General features: G+C 46.3%; 15 protein-coding genes. 6 read left to right on the forward strand and 9 right to left on the reverse strand.

Going from position 1 to position 24,183, the window contains the following annotated elements; all coding sequences use genetic code 11:
* Positions 1–53: 53 nt before the first annotated feature.
* The 3 genes from Q1B11_RS18390 to Q1B11_RS18400 all read left to right on the forward strand — a co-directional run bounded on the left by Q1B11_RS18390 (position 54) and on the right by Q1B11_RS18400 (position 4,595).
* A complete protein-coding gene (locus Q1B11_RS18390) occupies positions 54–944 on the forward strand; it encodes a hypothetical protein (protein WP_299735124.1) in 891 nt (296 codons plus the stop codon).
* A 227-nt stretch (positions 945–1,171) separates the two neighbouring features.
* On the forward strand, positions 1,172–3,385 hold the full coding sequence (locus Q1B11_RS18395) for a zinc/cadmium/mercury/lead-transporting ATPase (RefSeq protein ID WP_299735126.1): 2,214 nt from the start codon (positions 1,172–1,174) through the stop codon (positions 3,383–3,385).
* A 58-nt stretch (positions 3,386–3,443) separates the two neighbouring features.
* Positions 3,444–4,595 (forward strand): pentapeptide repeat-containing protein, encoded by a 1,152-nt coding sequence (locus tag Q1B11_RS18400; protein ID WP_299735128.1) that lies wholly within the window; start codon positions 3,444–3,446, stop codon positions 4,593–4,595.
* Positions 4,596–4,624: 29 nt separating this feature from the next.
* On the opposite strand, the gene Q1B11_RS18405 is transcribed toward Q1B11_RS18400, so the two are convergent.
* The 7 genes from Q1B11_RS18405 to Q1B11_RS18435 all read right to left on the reverse strand — a co-directional run bounded on the left by Q1B11_RS18405 (position 4,625) and on the right by Q1B11_RS18435 (position 15,939).
* Positions 4,625–6,289 (reverse strand): HlyD family type I secretion periplasmic adaptor subunit, encoded by a 1,665-nt coding sequence (locus Q1B11_RS18405; RefSeq protein WP_299735130.1) that lies wholly within the window; start codon positions 6,287–6,289, stop codon positions 4,625–4,627.
* A gap of 13 nt (positions 6,290–6,302) precedes the next feature.
* Positions 6,303–8,471 carry a type I secretion system permease/ATPase gene (locus tag Q1B11_RS18410; RefSeq protein WP_299735132.1) on the reverse strand — a complete coding sequence of 723 codons (2,169 nt, stop codon included), beginning with the start codon at positions 8,469–8,471 and terminating at the stop codon, positions 6,303–6,305.
* A gap of 245 nt (positions 8,472–8,716) precedes the next feature.
* Positions 8,717–9,448 carry a phosphate signaling complex protein PhoU gene (gene phoU / locus Q1B11_RS18415; RefSeq protein ID WP_067515708.1) on the reverse strand — a complete coding sequence of 244 codons (732 nt, stop codon included), beginning with the start codon at positions 9,446–9,448 and terminating at the stop codon, positions 8,717–8,719.
* Between the two features lie 9 nt (positions 9,449–9,457).
* On the reverse strand, positions 9,458–10,276 hold the full coding sequence (gene pstB, locus Q1B11_RS18420) for a phosphate ABC transporter ATP-binding protein PstB (protein WP_299735168.1): 819 nt from the start codon (positions 10,274–10,276) through the stop codon (positions 9,458–9,460).
* 95 nt (positions 10,277–10,371) lie between these two features.
* Positions 10,372–12,075 (reverse strand): phosphate ABC transporter permease PstA, encoded by a 1,704-nt coding sequence (gene pstA / locus Q1B11_RS18425; protein ID WP_299735137.1) that lies wholly within the window; start codon positions 12,073–12,075, stop codon positions 10,372–10,374.
* A 22-nt stretch (positions 12,076–12,097) separates the two neighbouring features.
* Complete coding sequence (locus Q1B11_RS18430; protein WP_299735139.1) at positions 12,098–14,386, reverse strand: ABC transporter permease subunit; 2,289 nt, start codon at positions 14,384–14,386, stop codon at positions 12,098–12,100.
* A gap of 101 nt (positions 14,387–14,487) precedes the next feature.
* Positions 14,488–15,939 carry an agmatine deiminase family protein gene (locus Q1B11_RS18435; RefSeq protein WP_299735141.1) on the reverse strand — a complete coding sequence of 484 codons (1,452 nt, stop codon included), beginning with the start codon at positions 15,937–15,939 and terminating at the stop codon, positions 14,488–14,490.
* 565 nt (positions 15,940–16,504) lie between these two features.
* Here Q1B11_RS18435 and Q1B11_RS18440 point away from each other — a divergent pair.
* Entirely contained in the window at positions 16,505–17,821 is a 1,317-nt protein-coding gene (locus Q1B11_RS18440; protein ID WP_299735143.1) for a Na+/H+ antiporter NhaC family protein, read from the forward strand.
* 54 nt (positions 17,822–17,875) lie between these two features.
* Here Q1B11_RS18440 and Q1B11_RS18445 read toward each other — a convergent pair whose 3' ends face one another.
* Positions 17,876–18,877 carry a phosphate ABC transporter substrate-binding protein PstS family protein gene (locus Q1B11_RS18445; protein WP_299735170.1) on the reverse strand — a complete coding sequence of 334 codons (1,002 nt, stop codon included), beginning with the start codon at positions 18,875–18,877 and terminating at the stop codon, positions 17,876–17,878.
* 197 nt (positions 18,878–19,074) lie between these two features.
* Here Q1B11_RS18445 and Q1B11_RS18450 point away from each other — a divergent pair, with 197 nt between their 5' ends.
* Positions 19,075–19,608: a TRAP transporter small permease subunit gene (locus Q1B11_RS18450; protein WP_299735144.1), complete on the forward strand. Its 534-nt coding sequence runs from the start codon at positions 19,075–19,077 to the stop codon at positions 19,606–19,608.
* Positions 19,605–20,981 carry a TRAP transporter large permease subunit gene (locus tag Q1B11_RS18455; protein WP_299735146.1) on the forward strand — a complete coding sequence of 459 codons (1,377 nt, stop codon included), beginning with the start codon at positions 19,605–19,607 and terminating at the stop codon, positions 20,979–20,981. Before Q1B11_RS18450 ends, Q1B11_RS18455 begins: the two co-directional genes overlap by 4 nt.
* Positions 20,982–20,999: 18 nt before the next feature.
* Here Q1B11_RS18455 and Q1B11_RS18460 read toward each other — a convergent pair whose 3' ends face one another.
* Positions 21,000–24,140 carry a protein kinase gene (locus Q1B11_RS18460; RefSeq protein WP_299735148.1) on the reverse strand — a complete coding sequence of 1,047 codons (3,141 nt, stop codon included), beginning with the start codon at positions 24,138–24,140 and terminating at the stop codon, positions 21,000–21,002.
* Positions 24,141–24,183: the final 43 nt, after the last annotated feature.

Below are 24,183 nucleotides of genomic sequence, written 5' to 3' on the forward strand. Positions count from 1 at the left end.
ATCTCACGGCCTGAATAAATGCCTGATGGGACAATCTCTAGAATCCAGCTTTAATGAATGAGCAGCGGGAATCGCTGACTTTACTTAGGAAAGGAATATTAAAACCAAAAGTTAATAATGTAGTGCCTACTCTGCAATCATTAATCAGAGCAAAGCTATCTGACTTAGATAGATTTAAGGGGGAGTTAGCAGATACTAATATACGATGCAGGCGTATTCAATTTGCTGAGCATGTTACAACAGCTGAGGCTCTCCAAGGAGACGACATAGTCGCTTACAGAAAGACGCAGGTAACAAGCGACATACGTGGAACATGGATATCTGAAAGCGAAGATGATCAGATATGGCTCCTTGCTAGAAAGAATTCATTTTTCAGACTGTTAGCTTCTGACATTACATCAAGCTATAACGTTAAGTTCTGTCAGAATTATATTGATCGCCTACCATCCTTTGACAGCTGGATTTATGAAAATGCGGTCTATGGGTCTGGATCTGATAGGAATGAAAAAACTGCCTTCCTGAAAAAACGCGTTGAATTGATAAATCTACTTAGCGATAAAAAGAGCGTCTTAAATGATGCGCAGCTCTTGCTACAAGACATTTTTGAAGAGAGCGAACATGACATATACACGTGGTATGTGGATCAGCTACAAACCACAGGTCAGGCTCCTAATGATGCTCACACGTTGGCTATAGCTCTTATTGAGGAACAGGATCCTAAAAATGCAGTACAAAACGTTCATATATTCAAGATGCTGTCCCCAAAAATGCAAATTATTAAAGCTGCCTGTCCCGTGCTATCAGATGTATTTCCTGACAAAAACGTAATGGATATCATTGATGATGTCGTTGAATGGGCTAAAGGAAAGGTATTATCAGACCAACCAATCCCTGATTCTGCTGGCGAACTGGCAATGGAAGTAATGATTGCTTTCACGGAATGAACCCCTGATTTTTATGGCTCAGGATCACCCCCAATCTTGACAAACGTAACAGACTGCTTTGCTCAATAACTGGGGCCAGTGAATGCTTCAGATGCCATCTTATACCCTACAATCCTACCCTATAGTTACTTTTCAACCATTCATGTAGTCAACTGGAAAGATCTGGCTTGACTACCTCAAACATATAAATATATATTTATATTAAATATTATTTATGAGTATTAGCCATGCCTTCCTGTTCGGCTAAATCAGATCCAGCCCCTCAAAGTGAATCAGGCCAGAATGCAGCCTCTTCATGCTGCAGCTCCGATACTGAAACCCTTCAAGCCTCCAAATTGGAGGCCGCCGGTACGAGTCAGTTAAGCTGGTCCATCACTGGCATGGATTGCCCAAGCTGTGCTGCCAAAATTGAAAATGCCGTAAACGCGCTTGATGGAATACATCAGGCTCGGGTGACCTTTGCTACGGAACGATTGCTGGTAGTGGCTGAGGATAAATCCGGTATCGACAGAGCCGTTGTCAATGTGGTCGAGAATCTTGGCTTTTCTATTCGTAACAACCGCAATTCTGAGGCTGCCTCCGAAGGCTTTCTGAAAAAATACTGGCGAATTCTGGCTTTGGCTGCGGTTATGCTGATTGCTGCACTGGCACAGGAAATCAGCCCAACCGGCAGTAACGTGCTTTTCTACCTTGCCACCCTCTGGGGGCTTTTTCCTATTGTCAGCAAGGCTTTCAAGCTTGGCAAAAGCGGCACACCCTTTTCCATCGAAACATTGATGAGCATTGCCGCTATTGGCGCAATGTTTCTGGGAGAAACCATAGAAGCCGCCATGGTGCTGTTATTGTTTCTCATTGGTGAACATATGGAAGCCTTTGCCGCCGGACGGGCGCGCCAGGGCGTACAGAAGTTGATGGCCCTGACACCAGAAACCGCCTTATTGATCGATAGTGACGGCAATAAAAAAGAGGTCGCCGCACATACACTCAATCCCGGAGATATTATCGACGTACTGCCCGGCAGCCGCCTTCCAGTCGATGGCGAGTTGTTAACGGCAGGTGTCAGCTTTGATGAAAGCGCACTGACCGGAGAATCCGTCCCGGTAGAGCACGACGAAGGCAACAGTGTCATGGCTGGCGCTTTGTCCGTTGACCGGGTTGCCCGAATAAAAGTTATCTCCAAGCCCGGAGAAAGCGCGGTTGATCGTATTATTCGGCTCATTGAGGAAGCTGAAGAACGTAAGGCACCTGTCGAACGCTTTATCGATGCATTTAGCCGCTGGTATACCCCATTGATGATGGTTTTGGCAGGGTTAGTGGCCATTGTTCCCCCACTTGCACTTGGGCAATCCTGGGAAGAGTGGATTTATAAAGCATTAACTCTGTTATTAATTGCCTGCCCCTGTGCGCTGGTTATTTCCACACCTGCGGCCGTCACCTCTGCTTTAGCCCGGGCTTCCAGAAATGGCGCTTTGGTGAAAGGTGGCGCGGCTCTGGAACTCATGGGATCGGTCACTACGGTTGCCTTCGATAAAACCGGAACCCTGACTGAGGGGAAGCCAGAAGTCACTCATGTTGAAACATTTTCTGTAGAGCAGGATACGGTGCTTCAATTGGCTGCCGCTGTTGAGTCAGGTTCAACTCACCCACTGGCTAAAGCGATTGTTGCCTACGCCCAGTCACGCCAGTTAGCTATTCCTGCTGCAGAGCATGTAGAAGCGAAAGCGGGATTAGGCGTTCAGGGGCTAGTGGATGGCCAGTCGGTCAATATTGGTTCTCCACGACATCTTAAAAATGCCATTGATCAAATCGGTGGTGCCCGCAAAAAACTGGAGCTTCTGGAAGATCAGGGCAATACGATAGCTGTCGTTACTGTCGAGGATGAACTTATTGGGTTTATTGCCCTCAGTGATACCCCAAGAACAGATGCCAAGGCAGCGATCATCGCTTTAAAATCCATGGGCATTAGCAGCGTCATGTTAACAGGCGACAATCGTCGGGCAGCTGCAGCCATTGCCAGACAGCTGGGAATGGAATACCGGGCAGAACTTCTGCCCGGCGATAAGTCTTCAGAAATAGAGAAGCTGCGCGCCTCCGGAAAAGTCATCATGATTGGCGATGGCATCAACGATGCGCCCGCACTGAAAGCGGCAGACATTGGTATCGCCATGGGTTCCGGCGCCGATATCGCCCTGGAAACCGCCGACTGCGCATTAACACATAATCGCATTGAAGAGTTGCCAGAATTGATTGATCTGTCCAAATCCGCCATGTCGATTATACGACAGAATATTTTTCTGGCAGTGGGCAGCAAAGCATTCTTTCTGGTAACGACGTTGCTGGGTATGACTGGCCTTTGGGTGGCTGTATTAGCCGATACCGGAGCAACAGCGCTGGTCACTGCAAACGCTCTGCGACTACTGGCCCATAAGAAAAAACGCTAAACCTTTACGTTCTCTGGGCGACTCAGTCTGAAATGAGTATGTCCGGAGAACTCTTCTTGTGTCACAAAATAAACAATCTTCCTCAAGCCCCCATTCAATAGAATCTGGTAGCGATACTTCAGTAAATAGTGCCCTGGACACTGATGGCGTTAGAACCCCCGGGATCAATCCCAGTAAAGGAAACGTCAAAAAAGGCGTTTCAAACTATCAAGTGAAAACTCAGCCTGGGTTGGTACCTCAACTTGAGTTTGAAAAAGACAAAGCCGCACGTCGGAAAGCGCTGCTTGGCCATATGCACCCAGGTGCCAAAGTGCCTGAGGGCGTTGATTTTAGCGATATCTCGATGGTACGGCTGGACATGGAACGAGTGCGCTTTCAAGGCAGTCTGATGAGACGGTGTAAGTTCAATGCCACCAAATTACGCGGCACCCGCTTCAAGAACTGTGACCTGCGCGGTGCTGACTTCCGTAAAGCAGACCTTCGCGACTGTATTCTGGATGGCTGTAATTTGAACGGTGCCGATCTGCGCAAAGCGAATCTGACCAACGCCCGTATCATCGATTCCGATCTGTCTGCCGCCAGTTTTGATCAGGCTATTCTGGATTCAGCGGTCATCGAGAATTGTGATATGGTCGCTCAGACGTTTCACCAGACCTCCTGCCAGAAGATCTGTTTATTCAATAGCCATATTATTCATGGCTTCTTTGATAATACGGACTTCTCCAAAGCCGAAATTCGTGATGTAGAGTTTCGTCACTGCACATTAACAAAAACTTTTTTTAATGATGCAGATATCAGCGGGGTTCAATTCAAAGGGTGCGAGAGCTTCGAAGACGGCCCATCCTTCGTTCATACCAGAGTCTCTGACTCGGTGTTCACAGACTGCGATCTGCAATCCGTTAACCTGACGGGCACCGAGTTCAAGCAGTGCATCTGGAAGCGAATTATCATCCGTGATGCCCAGCTGGATGACACTTCATTCCATCAAGTCGACTTCAATGCAAGTCACTTTGCAGATTGTTTTAGTCTTGAGAAAGCCCCTTCATTCAGCTCTTGTCGTATGGATCATCTATGCATTGAACACACGGATCTGACCACAGCTGTTTTCCGAGACAGTGCCTTTATTGGCGCAACCATCAGAGATTCTGATTTTAGTGAATGGGATCTGAAGAAAACGAAGATTGATGATGAGACGGTGATTGAACAGTGAGCCTGAACAGGCTCACTGTATTTCGCGATTTATCTTTCAGTCAGCGCATTCTGCTTGGCTCTTAGCAGCGGCTTCAGCAGATAAGCCATCAGGGTCTTATCGCCGGTAATGATGTCCACATTGGTCATCATCCCCGGGATAATCACTAGAGGCCTCTCAGCAGTGCCTACATGGCTTTCGTCAGTACGGATGCGAACCATATAAAAACTTTCACCCTTGTCATCCATGATAGTGTCCGCACTGATATTCTCTACATACCCTTCCAGACCACCGTAGATGGCAAAGTCATAAGCGGTCAGCTTGACGACTGCTTTCATCCCTTCGCGGAGAAAACCAATATCCTGAGGTGGAATTTTCGCTTCAATCAGAAGATTGTCTTCGATGGGTACGATTTCCAGCAGATTCATACCGGGCTGAACAACACCACCGATAGTGGTGACGTGAATCTTTTTCACAATGCCATCCATAGGCGCACGGATAACCGTACGATCTACCTGATCTTCCAACGCCATATTGGATTCTTTTAACTGATCCAGCCGAACCTCAACATCTTTCAAATCCTGCGCCACATCTGCCTGGAACAATTCCACCACTTCATCCCGTCTGGCAATGGCTTCGTTATAGCCGGCCTGCAATCTTGGAATACTGCTTTCCGTCATGCGCTTTTGTGATTCCAGATCGTTTACTCGCTGCCGCAACTGTATCAGCTCTACTCTGGACACAATTCCCTGATCAACCAGAGGTTCTGTCAGCCGAAGCTCATCCTCACCTAGTTCAAAACTGGATTTCAGAAATGTTAGCTGATCTCTGGCCGAGTCCAGCTCCATCTGAGCCTGCGAAGCCTGTTCCTGGGCAACTCTGAGTTCAGAGCGAAGCTTCTTGGCACGCTGGCGATAAATATCCGTTTCACGATAAATGTAATTGGGGTGCTTCTGAAGGACGCCAGGAAAACTCAACTCTCCGCCAGTAAACTCAGCACGGAGTCTTGCCGCCTTGGCCAGCTCACCATAGTATTCAATGGAACCTTCTTTAAAGGTGGATGCGAAGCGTGTATCGTCCAGCAGCATCAGCTCCTGACCCGCTTTAACCGTCGCCCCTTCCTTAACCATGACTTTCTCAAGAATACCGCCTTCAAGGTTCTGAACCACCTGAAGTCGAGAAGAAGGAATAACCAGCCCCATCCCCCGGGTAATTTCATCCAGCCTTACGACACTAGCCCAAATGATAAGACTGATTAATGCAAAAAAGACAACATAAATCAGCAGCCTGCCACCTGTTGGTGTTCTCATCAGCATGGCTGCACTTTTATCAGAGATATACTCCATATCTTCTGGACGAACCATTTTCTCCAAACCCTCCATGGACATCGCGGGCGCCATTGTCTGATCTCCATTGGTGGTAGTTGCAGTATCTGAGTCGACTTGCTCTTCTTCACCAAACAGCTTTTTTTCAATGAAATTATCTATTTTCTTCTGAGTGCTGGAGAGCTTACTCTTCAAAAAACTCACCAGCTTTTTCATATCACTGGGAAGCTTGTTCTTCACAAAATCTACCAGCTGTTGCCACACGCTTAACCACGTTTCTTTGTCAAAGCGATAGTCTCTAAACGACATTTTCGTTTGAGGGCGTTGTGGCTCTGATGGATTACTCACAGGCTCCCTCTCTTCATCTGGCTGCATTCCATTTCCGTCCATGATCCTGCCTACCCTAGTCTATTTTCAATTTACCCTGCTTCAGGGCAGCGTGAACCTGATCCTTCGGACCATCAGCCACAATATGGCCGTTATCAACAACGATCAGTCGATCCACCAGCTCCAGCATGGACGCTTTATGTGTGACCAGAATCAATGTTTTGTCCTGACAACGATTTTTCAGCTGCTCCTTTAATCGTAATTCTGTGGTGTTATCCATGGAGCTTGAAGGCTCGTCCATCACCAGAATGGGTGGATCCATTAATAACGCACGGGCCATTGCAATACTCTGACGCTGACCACCAGAGAGATTCTGCCCACGTTCTCCAACCACCATATCCATTCCATTAGGGTGCTTGTTGGCAAACTCAGCAACGCCGGAAATCTCAGCAGCGTTCAGCAGCTGCTCATCCTCAACATGGTTTGCACCCAGAGTAATGTTGTCTTTAATGGAACCGTAGAACAGGGTTATATCCTGGGTGACACACCCTATACTGGTGCGAAGATCCGTTGGGTTTATCTGTCTCAGGTCTATACCGTCCATTCGAACGGCACCTTCATCAGGCTCATAAAGTCCGAGAATCAGTTTCTCCATTGTGGTTTTACCAGAGCCAATCCTGCCGATAATTGCCACCTTTTCACCGGCTTTTATCTGTAGATTGATATTCCGAAGCGCTTGAATTTCCTGATCTGGGTAGGAGAAGTTCACACCATCAAATTGAATGCTGCCTTTCAGCTCCGGACGGTTCACATAATCCCGGTCTTCGTTTCGTTCAGCAGGCATATCCATGATATTGGTCAGGGCTTCAAGGGCAGATTTGGCCTGATTATATCGAGTAGCCAAGCCGGCAAACTGTGCCATTGGCCCAAGGCAACGGCCGGTAAGCATCACCGAAGCAATCAGACCACCCATACTGAGATCACCTTCTGAGATGAAATAAACACCCATGATGACCAAAACAATGTTACACATTTGCTGAACATAGGCAGCGAATGAAGTAGCAGATTGGCTCAGTAGTTTGGTTTTGATACTGAAGGTTGCAATATGGCTGACCGCCTTTTCCCAGCGATACTGAACATCACTTTCGGCATGAGCCACCTTGATGGCTTCCATACCGGTAAGGCTCTCAATAAGTGTGGCATTTTTCTGTTGGCCACTTCGCAGAGTTTTCTCTACAGAGCGTTTTAGAGCACCGTGGATAAAGAAGCTATAAAGAGCAATCAACACCATGGCTCCGAACGGTACGACAGCCAGCGGACCACCCAGCATGAAGATCACGGCAATAATGACCAGAGTAAACGGCAAATCAACCAGTGCCGTTACCGTCGTTGATGTAATGAAATCCCGGATACTCTCAAAGTCCTGTAGATTCTTGGCAAAGGAGCCCACTGATGTGGGACGCGCCTTCATACTCAAACCGAGCACTTTTTCCATAATCGTGGAAGAGAGCAGGATGTCAGACTTTTTACCCGCAAGATCAATAAAGTAGCTCCTCACCATCTTTAAAACAAAATCAAAGGTGAAGACAATAAATGCACCTATAGCAAGAACAAACAGCGTGTCGAACGCCTGATTAGGCACGACCCGATCATAAACGTTCATAATGAACAGCGGGCTGGCAATAACAAAAATATTAATTAAAAGAGAGGCCAGCAACACATCACGATAGATTCTCCAGGATCCGAAAATGGTACCCCAAAACCAGTGCCTTTTTTTAATATTCAGCTTTTCTGGTGCCCTTTTGTCGTACCTGTGTTTTTCACGAATGTAAATAACATAGCCAGTGTATGATTCACTCAATGCACTGAGCTTTATTCTTTTGACACCTTCACCCGCTTCAGGCATCAGAATTTTGGCAATTCCCTTTTTTTCATCAACATCAAGAAGAACACAGGCTTGTTTTTTATTCAGCAGTAAAACAGCAGGGGTAACCAGGGAGGATATTTCCGTAAGCGCTTTTTTATTAAGCTTACACGCCAGTCCAGCCCGTTCTGCAGAGCGAATGAACACGTCCGTTGTAAACTTACCATTTTCCAATGGCAAGCCTGCTTTCAGGGATTCTCTAGAATAGGGGTGACCATAATGACGGGTCAGAAGGGCAAGGCATTCTAAAAGTGCATCACTGTCTGCTGTCTGTTCAGTGGGAACATTCCAGCTCTGATCGGAATTACTGGACGGGTTCATAGCTACCTGCTGTTTATTTATTTGTTTTCATCAAGAAATCAACTCAGATCAAACAACAGGATTGGCTGAGGACATTAATAAACTTAGATTAGCTCAGAATAAAAAAGTGGAATCAATTACTAGAGAAAGAAACAAAAGAGGATTAAAAACGAACGCACATTATTTAAAAATTGACACAAAAAAAACAGACACCCTTTTCATAAAAGAGCATCTGTCAGAAAAAAAACATTCTTTTTTCTATCTACTCATGCTTCGGAATTATCAAAAACTTCTTCCTGCATTCGCTTAATTCCAATATGACGAACATCGGTCCCCTTCACCAGGTAAATCACATACTCCGCAATATTCCGTGCATGATCACCAATCCGCTCAAGAGAACGAAGTACCCACATAATGTTCAACACCCGGGTAATTGAGCGAGGATCCTCCATCATATACGTCACCAACTCACGGGTAGCGCTTTTGTATTCCCGGTCCACCGTTTTGTCTTCTTTAGCAACGGCCAACGCCTTTTCTGCATCAAATCGGGCGAATGCATTCAACGCATCCTGTGTCATCTGACGAACATGACTACCAATGTGACGGGTTTCAATATAGCCCTTTGGTGCTTCACCCTGCTCCGATAGCTGAATAGCAAAACGGGCAATTTTGGCCGCTTCGTCACCAATTCTTTCAAGATCCGTCGCTACCTTGGTGCAGGCCAGAACAAGACGCAAATCGCTGGCCGCCGGCTGACGGCGGGCAAGGATACGGGAGCATTCCTGGTCAATGGATGTCTCCATGTAATTGATGTCCGTGTCTTTCTCGCACACGTTCACAGCTAAGTCACTGTCCGCATTGATAAGCGCGTCAATGGCATCACTCACCTGTTTCTCCACCATGCCACCCATGGCCAACAGGTTGTTGCGCAGCTCTTCCAGCTCATTGTTAAACTGCTGGGAAATGTGATGGGTCAGCAAATCGCTCTGATTTGGCATGATTAATCCTTAGCCGTAACGGCCGGTAATATAGTCTTCAGTCTGTTTCTTTTTGGGGTTGGTGAACAGCGTATCCGTATCGCCATATTCCACCATCTGCCCCATGTACATAAATGCGGTGTAATCGGAAACCCTGGCAGCCTGCTGCATATTGTGGGTAACAATCACAATGGTAAATTTGGACTTCAACTCGTTGATCAGCTCTTCAATCTTCAATGTGGAGATCGGGTCCAGAGCCGACGCTGGTTCATCCAACAACAGCACTTCTGGCTCAACCGCAATAGTTCTGGCAATCACCAAACGCTGCTGCTGACCACCAGAGAGCCCCAGCGCACTTTCATGGAGCCGGTCTTTTACTTCATTCCACAGCGCCGCACCTTTTAGTGCCCACTCCACCGCTTCATCCAGCACCCGTTTTTTGTTGATACCCTGTATGCGAAGGCCATAAGCGACATTCTCATAAATACTTTTGGGAAATGGGTTCGGCTTCTGAAACACCATCCCGACCCTGCGGCGAAGATCGGCGACGTTAACTGATTTTTCGTAGATGTTCTCAGGCCCTTCGGACGTATTCAGCAGAATCTTTCCGCCAACCCGGCAGCCATCCACCAGATCATTCATCCGATTCATGCTGCGCAACAGCGTGGATTTACCACAGCCGGAAGGTCCGATAAACGCCGTTACCCGTTTCTGGGGAATTTTCATGGAGATATCAAATAATGCCTGCTTCTCACCGTAAAACAGATTCAGGCCAGATACGTCCATGCAGGTTTCTTCCAGCTCTAAATCCAGAGCCGGCCGACCACGGCCAACCGACAATGGCTTCATAACCCGTGGCGCAACAGGTGTCGCCACCGGTTTATCACTTGCTTTGTCTTTTCCTTCATCAAAGGATGTTTCAAGCTCTTCTACCAGCATGGTGATCAATCCTCCAGGCTCTTATATTTTTCCCGCAAGTGGTTACGAATAGCGACAGCGGATAAATTCAACACCGCAATCACAATCACCAGTAACAGCGCGGTGGCGTATACCAATGGCCTTGCCGCTTCCACATTGGGGCTCTGGAAGCCCACATCAAATATGTGAAAGCCAAGGTGCATAAATTTTTGATCAAGGTGCAGGTATGGATAGTTTCCATCCAACGGCAAACTGGGCGCCAGCTTCACCACACCCACCAGCATCAGCGGTGCAACTTCACCGGCGGCACGGGCAACGGCGAGAATCAAACCGGTCATCATTGCCGGGCTGGCCATTGGCAACACTACGCGCCACAAGGTTTCTGCTTTAGTCGCCCCTAATGCCAGACTGCCTTCACGGACAGAGCGGGGAATGCGGGACAAACCTTCTTCCGTCGCCACAATCACCACCGGCAAAGTCAGCAGCGCCAAAGTAATAGAAGCCCACAACAATCCCGGAGTACCAAACGTGGGTGATGGCAACGCTTCCGCAAAAAACAACTGATCCACCTGAGCGCCGGCAAAATAGATAAAGAAGCCCAAGCCAAACACACCGTAAACAATGGAGGGAACGCCCGCCAGATTATTCACAGCCACCCGTATTGCCCGGGTCAACCATCCTTGATTGGCGTATTCCCGGAGATAGACAGCGGCCACCACACCAAATGGCGTCACCATGATGGACATCAAAATCACCATCATCACTGTGCCAAAAATAGCTGGGAACACGCCGCCTTCGGTGTTCGCTTCCCGAGGATCATCCAGAATAAACTCAGCCACTTTATCGAAGTAAAAGCCGAGCTTATCCGACAGCGTCATAGTATTAGGCTGCCAGGCTCGAACAACCTTACTGATGGACTGATCAAGCACCTGTCCATCAATGGATTTGGCAGTAAAGCTGTCACGATTGAACGACCGGTATAGATCACCCAGCTGCTGCTCCAGCTGCTGATATTGTTTATCCAGTAATTTACGCTCGGCTTCAAGCTCTGCCAGCTGTACCGGATCCACATTACCACTCAACTCCAGACGACGCTCTGCAAGGCGCAGCTGTTCCATTGAAGCGTTAACAGAACCAATGTCGTGCTTTTCAATCTGGTAAATGGCTTCGTAGATTTCCAGAGCACGAGCCAATCGCTCCTGAAACACGGCATAGGCGGCGTCGCCAGCAGCAACCGTTGTCCCTTCTTGTTGAACAGACTCTAGAAAGCCATAAAAGTTACCCCACTCACGGCGCTCAAGCACCATGATTTCTTCGGGATAGCTCCGGTTGCTCAGCCATTCATCCACAATCCAAACAAAGTCAGCACCGCTGAGATCCCGGTTACCTTGCTTCAACAGATCGCGAGTAAAGAGTTCTTCGCTATCGCTGGCTTCCAGACCTGATGTTTCTAGCCGCGCGGCGGACACTTCTTCACTGTCGACAATTTCACCGGCAACGGTTCTTACGGTTTGATTAGGCACCTGATAATCCGCCACCATCACCTGCCCGGGCCAAAAATGCCCAAGCCCGCGAACGGCGATCAAGGAAATTAAACCAATCACTAACACCAGACTGATCGCAACCGCTCCGGCGTTTAGCCATACCCAGGGCGAACCACTTTTTACCCAGCTGCCTACGCTGTTGCTTGAGGCGCCGCTGAGAGAAGAGCGGAGGGTTTTATTCATCATAACTACGGTCTCCTTTCTTCCCTTAAAGTGAGCTGTACTTTTTACGGAGACGGTGACGCACTATCTCCGCCGCGGTATTCACCACAAAAGTAAACATAAACAGTACCAAGGCCGCCAGGAACAGAATCCGGTAGTGAGTGCTGCTCACTTCCGACTCCGGCATTTCAACGGCAATGTTCGCCGCCAGCGTTCTCATGCCTTCGAAAATATTGGCATCCATGATGGGCGTGTTACCGGTGGCCATCAATACGATCATGGTTTCACCCACTGCCCGACCCATGCCGATCATCACTGCGGAGAAAATACCGGGGCTTGCGGTTAATAAGACGACACGTGTCAGGGTTTGCCAAGGCGTGGCGCCAAGAGCCAGAGAACCAAACGTCAGGTGTTTAGGAACACTGAAAATCGCATCTTCGGCAATGGAGAAGATGGTAGGAATCACCGCAAAACCCATGGCCAAACCAACCACCAGCGCATTTCGCTGATCGTAGGGAATGCCCAACTCGGTAGTCATCCATGAACGCATATCGCCATTAAATAGCCACAGCTCCAGATCGGTACTCATGGACATGGCAATCGCGCCACTGATAATCACCACCGGCACCAGTAAACCTGCCTGCAAACCATCGGGCACTCGATGTCGAATGGATGAAGGCAAGCTGTCCCAACAAAAGGCGAAAATCAAAATGCCTATGGGGACAAACAGCAGCAGTGCAAAAATGCCCACCAGCTGGTTTTCCACTAGCGGTGCCAGCCACAAACCGGCAAGAAAACCAAGGATGACGGTTGGCAATGCTTCCATCAACTCAATCACCGGCTTCACCTTTCGGCGCATGGAAGGCGCCATAAAGTAAGCGGTGTAAATCGCGGCGCAGATTGCCAACGGTGTTGCCAACAACATGGCGTAGAAAGCCGCTTTGAGGGTACCAAACGACAGTGGCATTAAACTCAGCTTGGGTTCAAAGTCGTTATTGGATGCGGAAGATTGCCAGACATACTCTGGCTCATTGTAAGATTCGTACCAAACCTTGCCCCACAGAGCCGACCAGGACACTTCCGGATGCTCATTATCAAGGCCGAGAAACTGGGTTTTACCCTCATTCTCAAACATCAGGTAATTCGCACGTGGCGCAATGGCCATCTGATCAATTCTGCTTTTCGCCAGCGGCTCAACCAACAGTGAACGATTAGCCGTAGTATAAAACAGGCCAACCTGTCCATTTACGTCGGAGGCCAGAAACCCTTTACGACGATGTTCAGGTACAATCTTATCCACCGCTGAGTCGCTCAACTCAAACGAACGAATTTTACGCAGTCCAAGTTCGCCGTTTTCACGAACCATAAACCATTGGGCAATGGTTCCCTCGGCGTCACCCACCAGCAAAGAAACACCACCCAGCAAAAACGTCATCTCAGTAATGGCAACGCCTGTTTCTGTGAGGTTGACAACCTCATGAATGAAGGGACGATCCGGATCACTGATATCCATAACATTCAGCTGATTCTCGCCACTGAGTGCGAAGAGCCAGCGCTGTTCCGGATCAAGCAACAACTTCTGTATTTGGCTGTTCGCGCCACTGATGGTGGGAAGCGTCACACGCTGCTTCTCGATGGTGACCTCTTCCGTCAGGAAGTCTTCTTCTTTATTAAAAACATCCATCACCAGTTGATCATCAATACTGGCTGCCACCAGAAGCTTCTCTTCGCCGTCACTAATGGCGAGCTGAGACACCGGAGCGGAAGCGCCGCTGATGCTGAGCGGCGCATCACCATAGGGATAGCTCACTTCCGGCGAGATTTTGCGCTTGTCATCGGGCCAGGTGATTCGATAGCCCTGTTTAAAGACCACCACTTCACCGCTGGTCAGCCCTGCCGCCAGTAAGCCAGTGCCAGCAGCATCTTCAACCACTTGCGTCACCTTACTGCCGGCGGAAATAGGCAAATGTTCATTCTGCAGCCACTCACCTGTCTGGGCAGAAAAGAAGCGAAGGTTTCCGGAAGTCTCGGCTTCCATGGCCACTTCGCCCTGTTCTTCCACAGACAGAAATAGCGGTTTGCTACCATCCGCCGCCTGTGTGCTCGAGGAAGTATAGGAAGTCAGTGGCGTAATCTCAGCGCCCTTGAACAGGGGCACCACTTCATAAAGGAGGTAAATAAAAATCAGCAGAATCGCCAGAATAACCCCAAGCCCGCCGGAAGCAACTCCCCAGCGCGCAAGATGGTCTTTCAAGAAGCGCAGCGAACGATATTTTTTTAGTGCCGGTGTATTGAAATCAATACCCGGGCTGTTATCTATCGGTTTTTGGTACATAGCGCAGGCCGGATTGGATCATGGGGGTAAATGTACAGGGGGAATATGACAGTTATGTGACAACTGTCAGACCACAAGAATAGATCCCATGGGTACGTTCGTTACGCGAGATTGACCGGTGGATACTTCATGGTAAAACAGTGAATCGAACCCAAATAATTATTTGACAATCCATTACTTCTTAACGGAAACACTTCCAGCCCAAAGCTTTGATATACCCTGATTGCTTCCGCATCCGTCTCCTGCCCGTATACCGGTACAAATATTTTATTGTCTACACGGAGAGCATTCACGTAAGTTTCATAATCGTGTGCAGGTTGCGGCAACATAGTTACCTTGTATCTAAGATCTTCAAAAGTCTGCTTGTATCCAGGCTGATCAGTCACGATATTTTCTGCATCTATAAACTTTGCCACTTCATCAACATGGCCAATGCCTGACAAATACTTCAATCGGGTTAAACGTTTACACCCGTAAAATCTACTGAACAAACTATCCGGAATGTATTGCGTATTACATGCGTTAACGGTGATACAGTTTCCATGTTCATCCGCCATGAAGTTTCCACCTTCATAATATAGAGGGTAAGAAAGTATAGATGTATTAAAGAAGTCAGCAAAACGCTGATCCTGTTGAAAACGTCTGTACTGGGCATCAACCAACAGTAGGCTTCCATCCTCTTCTTTTACTGGTATTGGCAGGCTATCCCTGGCCCAAAAAGTTACGTTTGCTGGCGCTATTTTTAAAGTATGTAGCCGTTCTTTATCCACATAAGTCTCATATTTTTTAACAAACTCAGTACTGTTACTACTGCTGTATACAAGCAAATTAACATCACTCGGCAGCTCTTCTGCTATTTTTTGTTTAATGATTCCAGACTCATAATCCGTTTCATCATTAAAAATAACATACCAAGCTTTATTGTATTCAGCATAGGGAGATCTGCCATAGACTGGAGTAAGATCAACAGTCCTCGTCTCTGACCCCAGACACCAGTCAGGTAGCTTGTACGTTTCGTATCTCATTTTTTGTGGTGTAACTGTCACTCTCTCATCGACTGTCGTATTTTGCGTATCAGCAGCTTGAGTAGTGAGCGCCGTGTACCATTCTGATTTTTCCATGGGCATGGCGGTTAAAAAATCTGGAGCTTCTGAAATAGATTTAGAAATTAACTCTGCCGTGGTTTCATCAAGCGATGGCGGTAAAGATGTAGTTGTATGAGATGGTCTACTCTTGTAGACCTCATCTGAGGGTACTTTGGTAATTTGGCGGTTTGATAAGCTTGGCGCGGAATTCGTATTTTTAACACTATTTTCTCTCGCCAAATAGCTTATGCCTCCAGCCAAGCCCCCAATGGCGATCGATAAAAAAGCGCCATACATCAGAGCCTTGCCAGTATTGTCAACAATCCAGTGTGCAAAGCGAGATGCAGAACTCTTAGCTTGGTTTTTAGAACGGCCCCCAGATTCCACATCGCTTTTCAAAGTGGAATTGTTTTGATCTATAGTGTTTTGAGATATAAAAGACGTGGTTTCTTTTCTTTTTACATCCATGCTCTCTACCGAGGGTATTGTAGGAATTCACCAGATATCTATTTATTCCGACATCCTATTTATTTAACTGTGTTGTAGTGTTGAGACCTATAAATGACTCATCTCATAGAGCCGAAAACCTGCACAGTTAGAGACACTTTCTTCTACAAATAGTTCATTCATTTCTTGTTTTAGTCCATCTTGAATATTCCATTGTCTGTATTCAAAAAACAGTGTATTTTTCTGGCGTAGAGTATTGAAGCACCCTCTACACGTATTGCCATGATTTACCGAGAAAATAACGATGTACCCCAACAGAGTGCAACCCAGAAAATTTATAGAACAACAATCAGATAAGCTCTGCTTAACCGCTGCTGTTAACACCTGCCTACATGCCCATCGACACCATCATCACCATTAATTTCCAGTTCAACCCTGTTTGTACATATATACTCAATATTGCCTGAGCTGCTGGCTTTTATAACAAAACGAGAAAACCAGCGAACGGCTCCAGAGCAAATCTCATGCTTATTGCGATGGCTGACTCACTTGAAGCCTCGCAGCTGACGAAAAAAGATGGATGATTATGAACGCTGTCGTTCTGGCTGTTGCCATCATGCTGACACTGAGTGTTTTGCGTGTAAATGTGGTTCTGGCACTATTTTTAGGTGCTATTGGTGGTGGACTGATTGGCGGGCTGGGTTTCCACACAACCCTTGCTGCCTTTACTAAAGGTTTGGAAGGTGGCGCTGGCATTGCCATCAGTTACGGCATGCTGGGCGCTTTTGCCATGGCCATTTCCGTTTCAGGTATTCCTCAATGGCTGGCGGATCAGATTATTAACAAGGTCGCCAATACAAAAAGCTCTAGCCGTATTCGGCTGAGCATTATCGGCAGTTTGCTGTTGATGGCGTTTGCTTCGCAGAACTTGGTGCCAGTGCACATTGCCTTTATCCCCATACTGATTCCACCGCTGCTGGGGGTTTTCAGTTCACTGCAGCTGGACCGGCGAATTGTTGCCAGCACCCTATCATTTGGCCTGATAGCAACCTATCTTCTGGTGCCCATTGGCTTCGGTAATATCTATCTAACCCAGATTCTGGCCGGTAACTTGAATAACAATGGCCTGAACATAGACCCGGATTTGATGCCTGTTGCCATGGCGATGCCGGTTGCTGGTATGTTTGTGGGGTTATTGATTGCCATTTTCTGGAGCTACCGCAAGCCGCGTAATTATCGCGTTGAAGAAGTCAACGTCGCAGACACTCGAGAGAAAGCTGAGATTAAACCAAAAACGGTAATAGTCAGCCTTGCAGCCATCATTTCGGCACTGGCGGTACAATTAACCACGGACTCAATGGCCATGGGAGCTGCCACTGGCTTTGTGATAATGATTATTGGCGGTGTCGTGCACTGGCGTGAATCCGATGATGTTTTTGCACAAGGCATTCGATTGATGGCCATGTGCGGTTTCATCATGATTTCTGCTTCCGGTTTTGCCGAAGTGTTGCGAGAAACTGGCGACATTCCTGCGCTGGTCGAAGCGGTTGAGCAATTGGTCTTTGGCAGTCAGGCACTTGCCGCTCTGTTGATGCTGATTGTTGGTTTGCTAATTACCATGGGTATTGGTTCTTCTTTCTCAACTATTCCCATTCTCGCCACACTTTATGTACCACTGGCGATGACGCTCGGTTTTTCACCTCTGGCGATTGCCGTGCTGGTGGGCACCGCTGGCGCATTAGGCGACGCAGGTTCTCCAGCATCGGATTCCACTATCGGGCCAACGGCTGGTTTGAATGTGGATGGTCAACACGATCACATTCGAGATACTGTGATTCCGACGTTTATTCACTACAATATTCCAATGATTATCTTTGGCTGGGCGGCAGCCATGATTCTCTAGACGAAAAAAAAGGGCTAATCCTTTAGCCCTTTTTACTTTCCGGATCAGCTACGCTTACTTGCTGGCAATATTGGTTCCATCTAAACCCAATTGAGCCAGATACTTATTAACTACCTTCCCTGGTAGTGGGATGTAGCCATCCTTCACAACCACTTCCTGACCTTGCTTGGACAACACCAGCTTCACAAACTCGCTCTGCAGTGGAGACAGCGCTTTGTTAGGCTGCTTGTTCACATACACATACAGGAAGCGAGATAATGGGTAGCTGCCGTCTACTGCATTCAGAGGTGTTGCATCTACAAAGCTTTGGCCGTCTTTCTTAGCCAGAGCCACTGTTCTTACGCTGGAAGTCTTGTAACCGATACCGGAATAGCCGATGCCATTCAAAGAAGCAGATACAGACTGTACGACAGAAGCAGAACCAGGCTGCTCATTCACACTGTTTTTAAAGTCGCCTTTGCACAGTGCTTTCTTCTTAAAGTACCCATAAGTTCCGGATACAGAGTTGCGACCGTAAAGCTGAACAGAACGGTTCTTCCAGCCGCCTTCAAGACCGACGTCGCCCCAGGTATTCACTGCCGCATCAGAACCACACTTGCGTGTTGATGAGAAGATCGCATCAACCTGCGCCATGGTCAGGCCTTTGATGGGGTTATCTTTGTTGACAAAAACAGCCAGCGCATCAATCGCCACAGGAATGGCAGTTGGCTTGTAGCCATGCTTCTTCTCGAAAGCAGCTAGCTCTTTATCTTTCATCTTCCGGCTCATTGGGCCGAAGTTGGACGTGCTTTCAGTCAGTGCAGGTGGCGCAGTAGAAGAACCGGCAGCCTGAATCTGAACATTGACGTTTGGATAGATACGCTTGAAGTCTTCAGCCCAAAGCGTCATCAGGTTTGCCAGAGTGTCGGAACCAACACTGGACAGGTTACCGGACACACCGCTGGATTTCTGATACTTTGGCAAAGAAGGGTCCAGCTGACTGGCCATTACAGAACCACTGGCAAAAGCCAATGCGGCTGTCGCGGACAACGCTGTCACTAGTTTTTTTATTTTCATCATTTGCTCTCCAGAATAAACACGCCTGATTTGATTCATGATAGGGAGTCAGAAGGCGTGAGCCTCCTTGCCTGACTTCTGGTAACATAATTTAGCGGCGGATTATGACAGTTCTATGAACGTCAGAAAATTTATGCCCGATTGCCTGTAAAAATGATAATAATGAGCAACCACCAACGGTTGCCGGGGAAGATTGTATGCATCCCGTCTGGAGCACAACGGCTTCTGTCGTTTCCACCATTGATACCATCACTGAACGAATAGGAAGAGTCATCAGCTGGCTGACTCTATTTCTGGTGCTCGTTGTCTGCTGCGTTGTTGTTCTTCGATACCTGCTTAATATTGGCTCCATTGCCATGCAGGAATCCGCCATGTACCTGCACTCTGTTGTCTTCCTTGGTGCCAGTGCTTATACGCTCAAGCATGATGGGCATGTGCGTGTAGATGTCTTCTACCGGAATATGAGCAAGAAATCTCAGGCGCTGGTCAATAGCCTGGGCACGGTTTTCCTGTTGGTGCCTGTTTGCCTGTTTATTGGTTTTATGAGTTGGGATTACATCGGGCGTTCCTGGCAAATATTAGAAACTTCCCAAGACCCCGGCGGATTGCCGTTTATCTATTTGCTGAAAAGTATGATTCTGGTGATGGTGGTGACACTTCTGCTTCAAGGGTTATCTGAACTGCTGCGCTCCTTGATGATTATTGTTGATCGTCAGGAGGTGCAATCATGATGGATGCCATTCCTTTTCTGATGTTCTTCACCGTCTGCATTGTTTTGCTGGCGGGTTATCCGGTGGCCTTTTCTCTTGCGGGTACCGCACTGTTGTTTGCTGGGGTAGGCGCTTTGGCTGGCGTGTTTGATCTCTCAATCATAAATGCGTTACCCAGTCGTTTATTTGGTGTCATTACCAATCAGACATTAATTGCCGTGCCACTCTTTGTTTTTATGGGCGTCATGCTGGAAAAATCCAAAGTGGCAGAAAGCCTTCTGGAAAGCATGGCTCGGTTATTTGGTAAAACCCGGGGGGGGCTTGGATTATCTGTCACTGTCGTAGGCATGTTACTGGCCGCCAGTACCGGCATTGTTGGCGCCACCGTGGTCACCATGGGATTATTATCATTGCCAACCATGTTACGCCGGGGTTATTCACCAGCACTGGCAACCGGCACTATTTGCGCCACCGGAAGCCTTGGGCAGATCATTCCACCTTCTATCGCGTTGGTGCTGCTCGGTGATGTACTCTCCAGCGCGTATCAACAAGCGCAAATCAAAATGGGTATTTACTCACCAGACACAGTTTCTGTGGGTGATTTGTTTGTTGGAGCCATCATTCCCGGCCTGATACTTGTCTTTTGCTACATGGTGTACTTGATTGTTGTTGCTCGGGTAAAGCCGGAATCAGCACCGGCATTGACGGATGAAGACCTTCAGACGATGAAAGGCGACAATTCACTTTTGTTGAGTTTGCTGCCACCACTATTATTAATTGTGGCTGTCTTGGGCTCTATTCTCGCTGGTGCAGCCACTCCCACTGAAGCAGCTAGTGTTGGTGCAGTTGGCGCTCTTATTCTTGCTCTGCTGCGTAGGCAGCTAACGATAAAAACCCTTGGGGAAGTTGTTCGTTCAACGACACAAGTCACCTGTATGGTATTTCTGATCTTGATTGGCGCATCCATATTCTCGCTGGTGTTCAGAGGGTTTAACGGGGAAGAATTAATACACGGTTATTTCGAGGCCATGCCGGGTGGTGTATTCACCGCTGTGTTGATTGTCATGCTGGTGATGTTCCTGCTTGGCTTTATTCTGGATTTTATCGAAATAACCTTTGTTGTCGTTCCTATGGTGGCTCCGGTTCTACTGGCAATGGGGCTGGATCCAGTATGGTTAGGTATTATGATTGCGGTGAATTTGCAGACATCATTTCTGACACCACCTTTTGGCTTTGCACTGTTTTATTTACGGGGAGTCGCGCCACCAGAAGTGGCGACAGCGGATATATATAAAGGGGTGATTCCATTTATTATCATTCAACTGATGGTGCTTATTGCTCTTGCTGTATGGCCTGAGCTAGCCACCTGGCTGCCTGATAAAATCTATGGATGATTTGATAGGGGGGAATAATTACTCCCCTTTTTCTTTCTTGAGATTTGCCACTTTGTAGAAAACTTCATTAATCAAGTCTTCCGTAGTATCAGATAGCTTTGGCTCAAAATATTCGTTTGCCAACTGATCAACTGCAAAATTAATCTCGATAGAAAGCTCTGGATATTCCTCCAACAACAATCCGAGATTATCTAGCATATCTTCCCGCTCCTTGATTAGTTTAACATCTGAATCATTTGACTTTTTACTAATATCAGGGGCCTCCCAGTCAGAGAATAGGACAGACTCAACACCTTCCTTACGTGAAGCAGACATTAATTCATCTTGAATCCTATTCCCGTCCACTATGATCTCAAGTATCTTTTCTGCGTCACGCAGTGTGGATTCTTGAAAATTATCACTCATTTTTTCATCTAATATTTTGTTATAAACTTTTGATACTTCCTGAAAAGCATCAAAATCAAGATCAAGATAATTGAGCTGCAAATCACTGAGATCATTAAGAATCTTGCCGACATCATATTCAATACCGTTAATGCTTATAATTATAATTTCTTTTTCATCTTCTAACCCCAACTCTTTTTCAAAATTAGTATTGAGATGTTCAGGATTAATTTCTACAGAACTGGAAGCCATATCATTACTGACAATCGACGTACCACTTTCCTCGATAAGAAAATCTTCAAACTGCACGTCTTCATCATTTCTAACACTTACAAGATCATTCTCTGTCAAAGCATCCTCTTTCACTAAAACAGGATCGCTATCACTGTCATCAACAAAACCTTTCTTCACATCATCACTTATGCCTTCTTCGGCAAAAGTCGTTATAGGATCATCATTATCCTGACTGGTTTCAATTAGCTTTTCAATAGATTTAACAGTCTCATCAATTCTCGGTCTTTCAGTCTGATCAAGACTGGTTAGGTCGGTAGTCAATTGTATCAGATCGCTAAGTTCTTCTACCTCAGCCACTGAATAAGAATCATTTTCCTCAGGATCAAAACCCCAATCAAAATTCAACGCTGCAGATAACGATAAAACCTTCAATCTTTCCTCACGGGCAAGGCCTGAGAACTTAGCGCACCAGTTTAAATTATCTTGATTAATTTTTTCACCATTCAATTCTGCAAATACCTTTCCGGGAGTGTCCCAACACATCAGCATTGAAATAAATGCCCCAAGACTCCAGACATCAGCCGATTTTGAAACGTCCTGATTTGCCAACTCAGGAGCAACATACCCAGGTGAGCCCGGTGTATTTGCTGGCCTTATATGTATTTTTTTCTTTAAACTCTCTATATCCTTTTCGCGACAAGTTGTTCCAAAGTCAATAATTTTAAGTGCTCCAGATTTCTCATCATAAACAACATTCTCAAGTTTCAAATCCAGATATAACAGGCCCGCTTTGTGCATAGCTGAAATAGCCTGACTGACCTGAAAAGACATCTTCTTGATGGTATCCACATCTACATATTTTTGCTCATCCACTAAATCATTCATATGATCGAATAGCTCTTTGCCAGATACATACTCTGACAGGACAGCGACGACCTCATGATCTGTAGATAATTTATCGATATCCGACGGTGAGGCAACAATACTGATTTCTCCCGTATTACTATTTTTCACCAGCCCCATGTAAGTTTTTACAATATTTTCATGATTAACTAAAAGCGCGTTCAGCTCTGCTTTGGCCAATTTTTTTGATTTAGAACCCGGCTCCTTTAAGGCATAAACTTTATCTGTAGTTTCAGATTTCAGCTGAAAGACATTTCCAAATTCCCCAACACCTATGTTCTTACCCTTACTAAATGCATTCTTAGTTATGAATTCATTAACAGTTACGTAGGTCTCTTGAAGGTCAATTTTTGAAAAAGCTTCTTCTGTAAAAAGAGCGTCTTGGCTGGCATCAATATTTTCTTGGACTTCTGAAACTGCATCTTCCCCTAGGAATTTGATTTCATACTCATCAGACTGATCTGAAATCGGCGGCATTGACTGGTAACCCGAGTCAATTGACGATTGGTCATTAAAAGCTATTCCCTCAGATTCTATATTAGTATTTTGCTGAGGTTCCCGGTTAGAGTTATCTACCTCATTGTTTTGAATTTTACTCAATTCTAAAAATGCATCCGTTGTCGTCAACCTCTGGTCAGGATCTTTTTTTGACAAACCAATTAATAAATTAATTAATCTATCGGCACATTTAAGCTCCCTACTTTCAAAAATCTTATTTAGAATTTCTCGTTTTTCTTCATCATTCCAACTAGAAAATTTCGAATTATTTATATCGCCTCTGCTATTAGCTAATTCTTCATCATAAATTTCATCCAACGTCTTTCCACATATAAGATTCGTTAGAGTTGATGCAAGCGCCCAAGAGTCATCTTTTATGCTTGGCTTATATTTCCGGTCATTCACTTCTGGGGGCCGAAATCCCTCTGTACCTGCTATGCCAAGATCTTTGGTGTTTGATGCTGAGGCTAGGGTTGTGGCTGTTGAAAAATCAATTAACTTCAAACTTCTTTTCTTTTCATCATACATTAAGTTATCAAGTTTTAAGTCTCGATAAATTACCCCCTGCTCATTAATCTCTGATATTCCTTTACTAATACCAATGAATATATCAATAAACTCTTCTTCTGAGATAGGAGGACCAAAATCTTCCCTTTTCGCTCTATATTTGCTTAAGACCTCACCATGAATATACTCCATACCCACGGCGGTCAAATCAAAGTGTTCAGACTTGATATCAAACTCTTCTAACGAAAACACAAACTCAAGGTGCTTATCAATTTTATGACTCACCACCCCAAAAAATGCTTTTGCTACGGAAGGATTCCCATCTTGCAATAAAAAAGCACTCAATTCATTTTTATCAAGTGTCTTGCAGCTTTTGGCCTGCTTAAGAATAAATGCATTTTTATTTCCTTCTACCGTAACTGGGTATACCCTCGAGAATGCTCCACTTCCAATGTGACGTCTGGACTTAGTAAATCCATTATCTTTTAAAAGTTTGTCTATACTTATTTCGCCATCCGTAGCTCTAAGTGAAACCTTGCGGTTTTTAAAACTTGACGCGAAATCATGGCCAGATTCTGGAGATGCATTTCTTGATACAACTAAAGGCTCAACTTTTGTTGGATTGAATTTCATACCGATCCTTCCATGGATTTGGTCATTGCTAGCGCTTAAATCT

This window comes from uncultured Endozoicomonas sp. (assembly GCF_947495845.1).
Taxonomy (GTDB): domain Bacteria; phylum Pseudomonadota; class Gammaproteobacteria; order Pseudomonadales; family Endozoicomonadaceae; genus Endozoicomonas.

Excerpts from the sequence above, each read along its gene's own strand:
- Q1B11_RS18390 (WP_299735124.1), top strand. The coding sequence starts at position 54 with ATGAATGAGCAGCGGGAATCGCTGACTTTACTTAGGAAAGGAATATTA.
- Q1B11_RS18395 (WP_299735126.1), top strand. The coding sequence starts at position 1,172 with ATGCCTTCCTGTTCGGCTAAATCAGATCCAGCCCCTCAAAGTGAATCA.
- Q1B11_RS18405 (WP_299735130.1), bottom strand. The coding sequence starts at position 6,289 with ATGGACGGAAATGGAATGCAGCCAGATGAAGAGAGGGAGCCTGTGAGT.
- Q1B11_RS18410 (WP_299735132.1), bottom strand. The coding sequence starts at position 8,471 with ATGAACCCGTCCAGTAATTCCGATCAGAGCTGGAATGTTCCCACTGAA.
- phoU (WP_067515708.1), bottom strand. The coding sequence starts at position 9,448 with ATGCCAAATCAGAGCGATTTGCTGACCCATCACATTTCCCAGCAGTTT.
- pstB (WP_299735168.1), bottom strand. The coding sequence starts at position 10,276 with ATGAAGCCATTGTCGGTTGGCCGTGGTCGGCCGGCTCTGGATTTAGAG.
- pstA (WP_299735137.1), bottom strand. The coding sequence starts at position 12,075 with ATGATGAATAAAACCCTCCGCTCTTCTCTCAGCGGCGCCTCAAGCAAC.
- Q1B11_RS18430 (WP_299735139.1), bottom strand. The coding sequence starts at position 14,386 with ATGTACCAAAAACCGATAGATAACAGCCCGGGTATTGATTTCAATACA.
- Q1B11_RS18435 (WP_299735141.1), bottom strand. The coding sequence starts at position 15,939 with ATGGATGTAAAAAGAAAAGAAACCACGTCTTTTATATCTCAAAACACT.
- Q1B11_RS18440 (WP_299735143.1), top strand. The coding sequence starts at position 16,505 with ATGAACGCTGTCGTTCTGGCTGTTGCCATCATGCTGACACTGAGTGTT.
- Q1B11_RS18445 (WP_299735170.1), bottom strand. The coding sequence starts at position 18,877 with ATGAAAATAAAAAAACTAGTGACAGCGTTGTCCGCGACAGCCGCATTG.
- Q1B11_RS18450 (WP_299735144.1), top strand. The coding sequence starts at position 19,075 with ATGCATCCCGTCTGGAGCACAACGGCTTCTGTCGTTTCCACCATTGAT.
- Q1B11_RS18455 (WP_299735146.1), top strand. The coding sequence starts at position 19,605 with ATGATGGATGCCATTCCTTTTCTGATGTTCTTCACCGTCTGCATTGTT.
- Q1B11_RS18460 (WP_299735148.1), bottom strand. The coding sequence starts at position 24,140 with ATGAAATTCAATCCAACAAAAGTTGAGCCTTTAGTTGTATCAAGAAAT.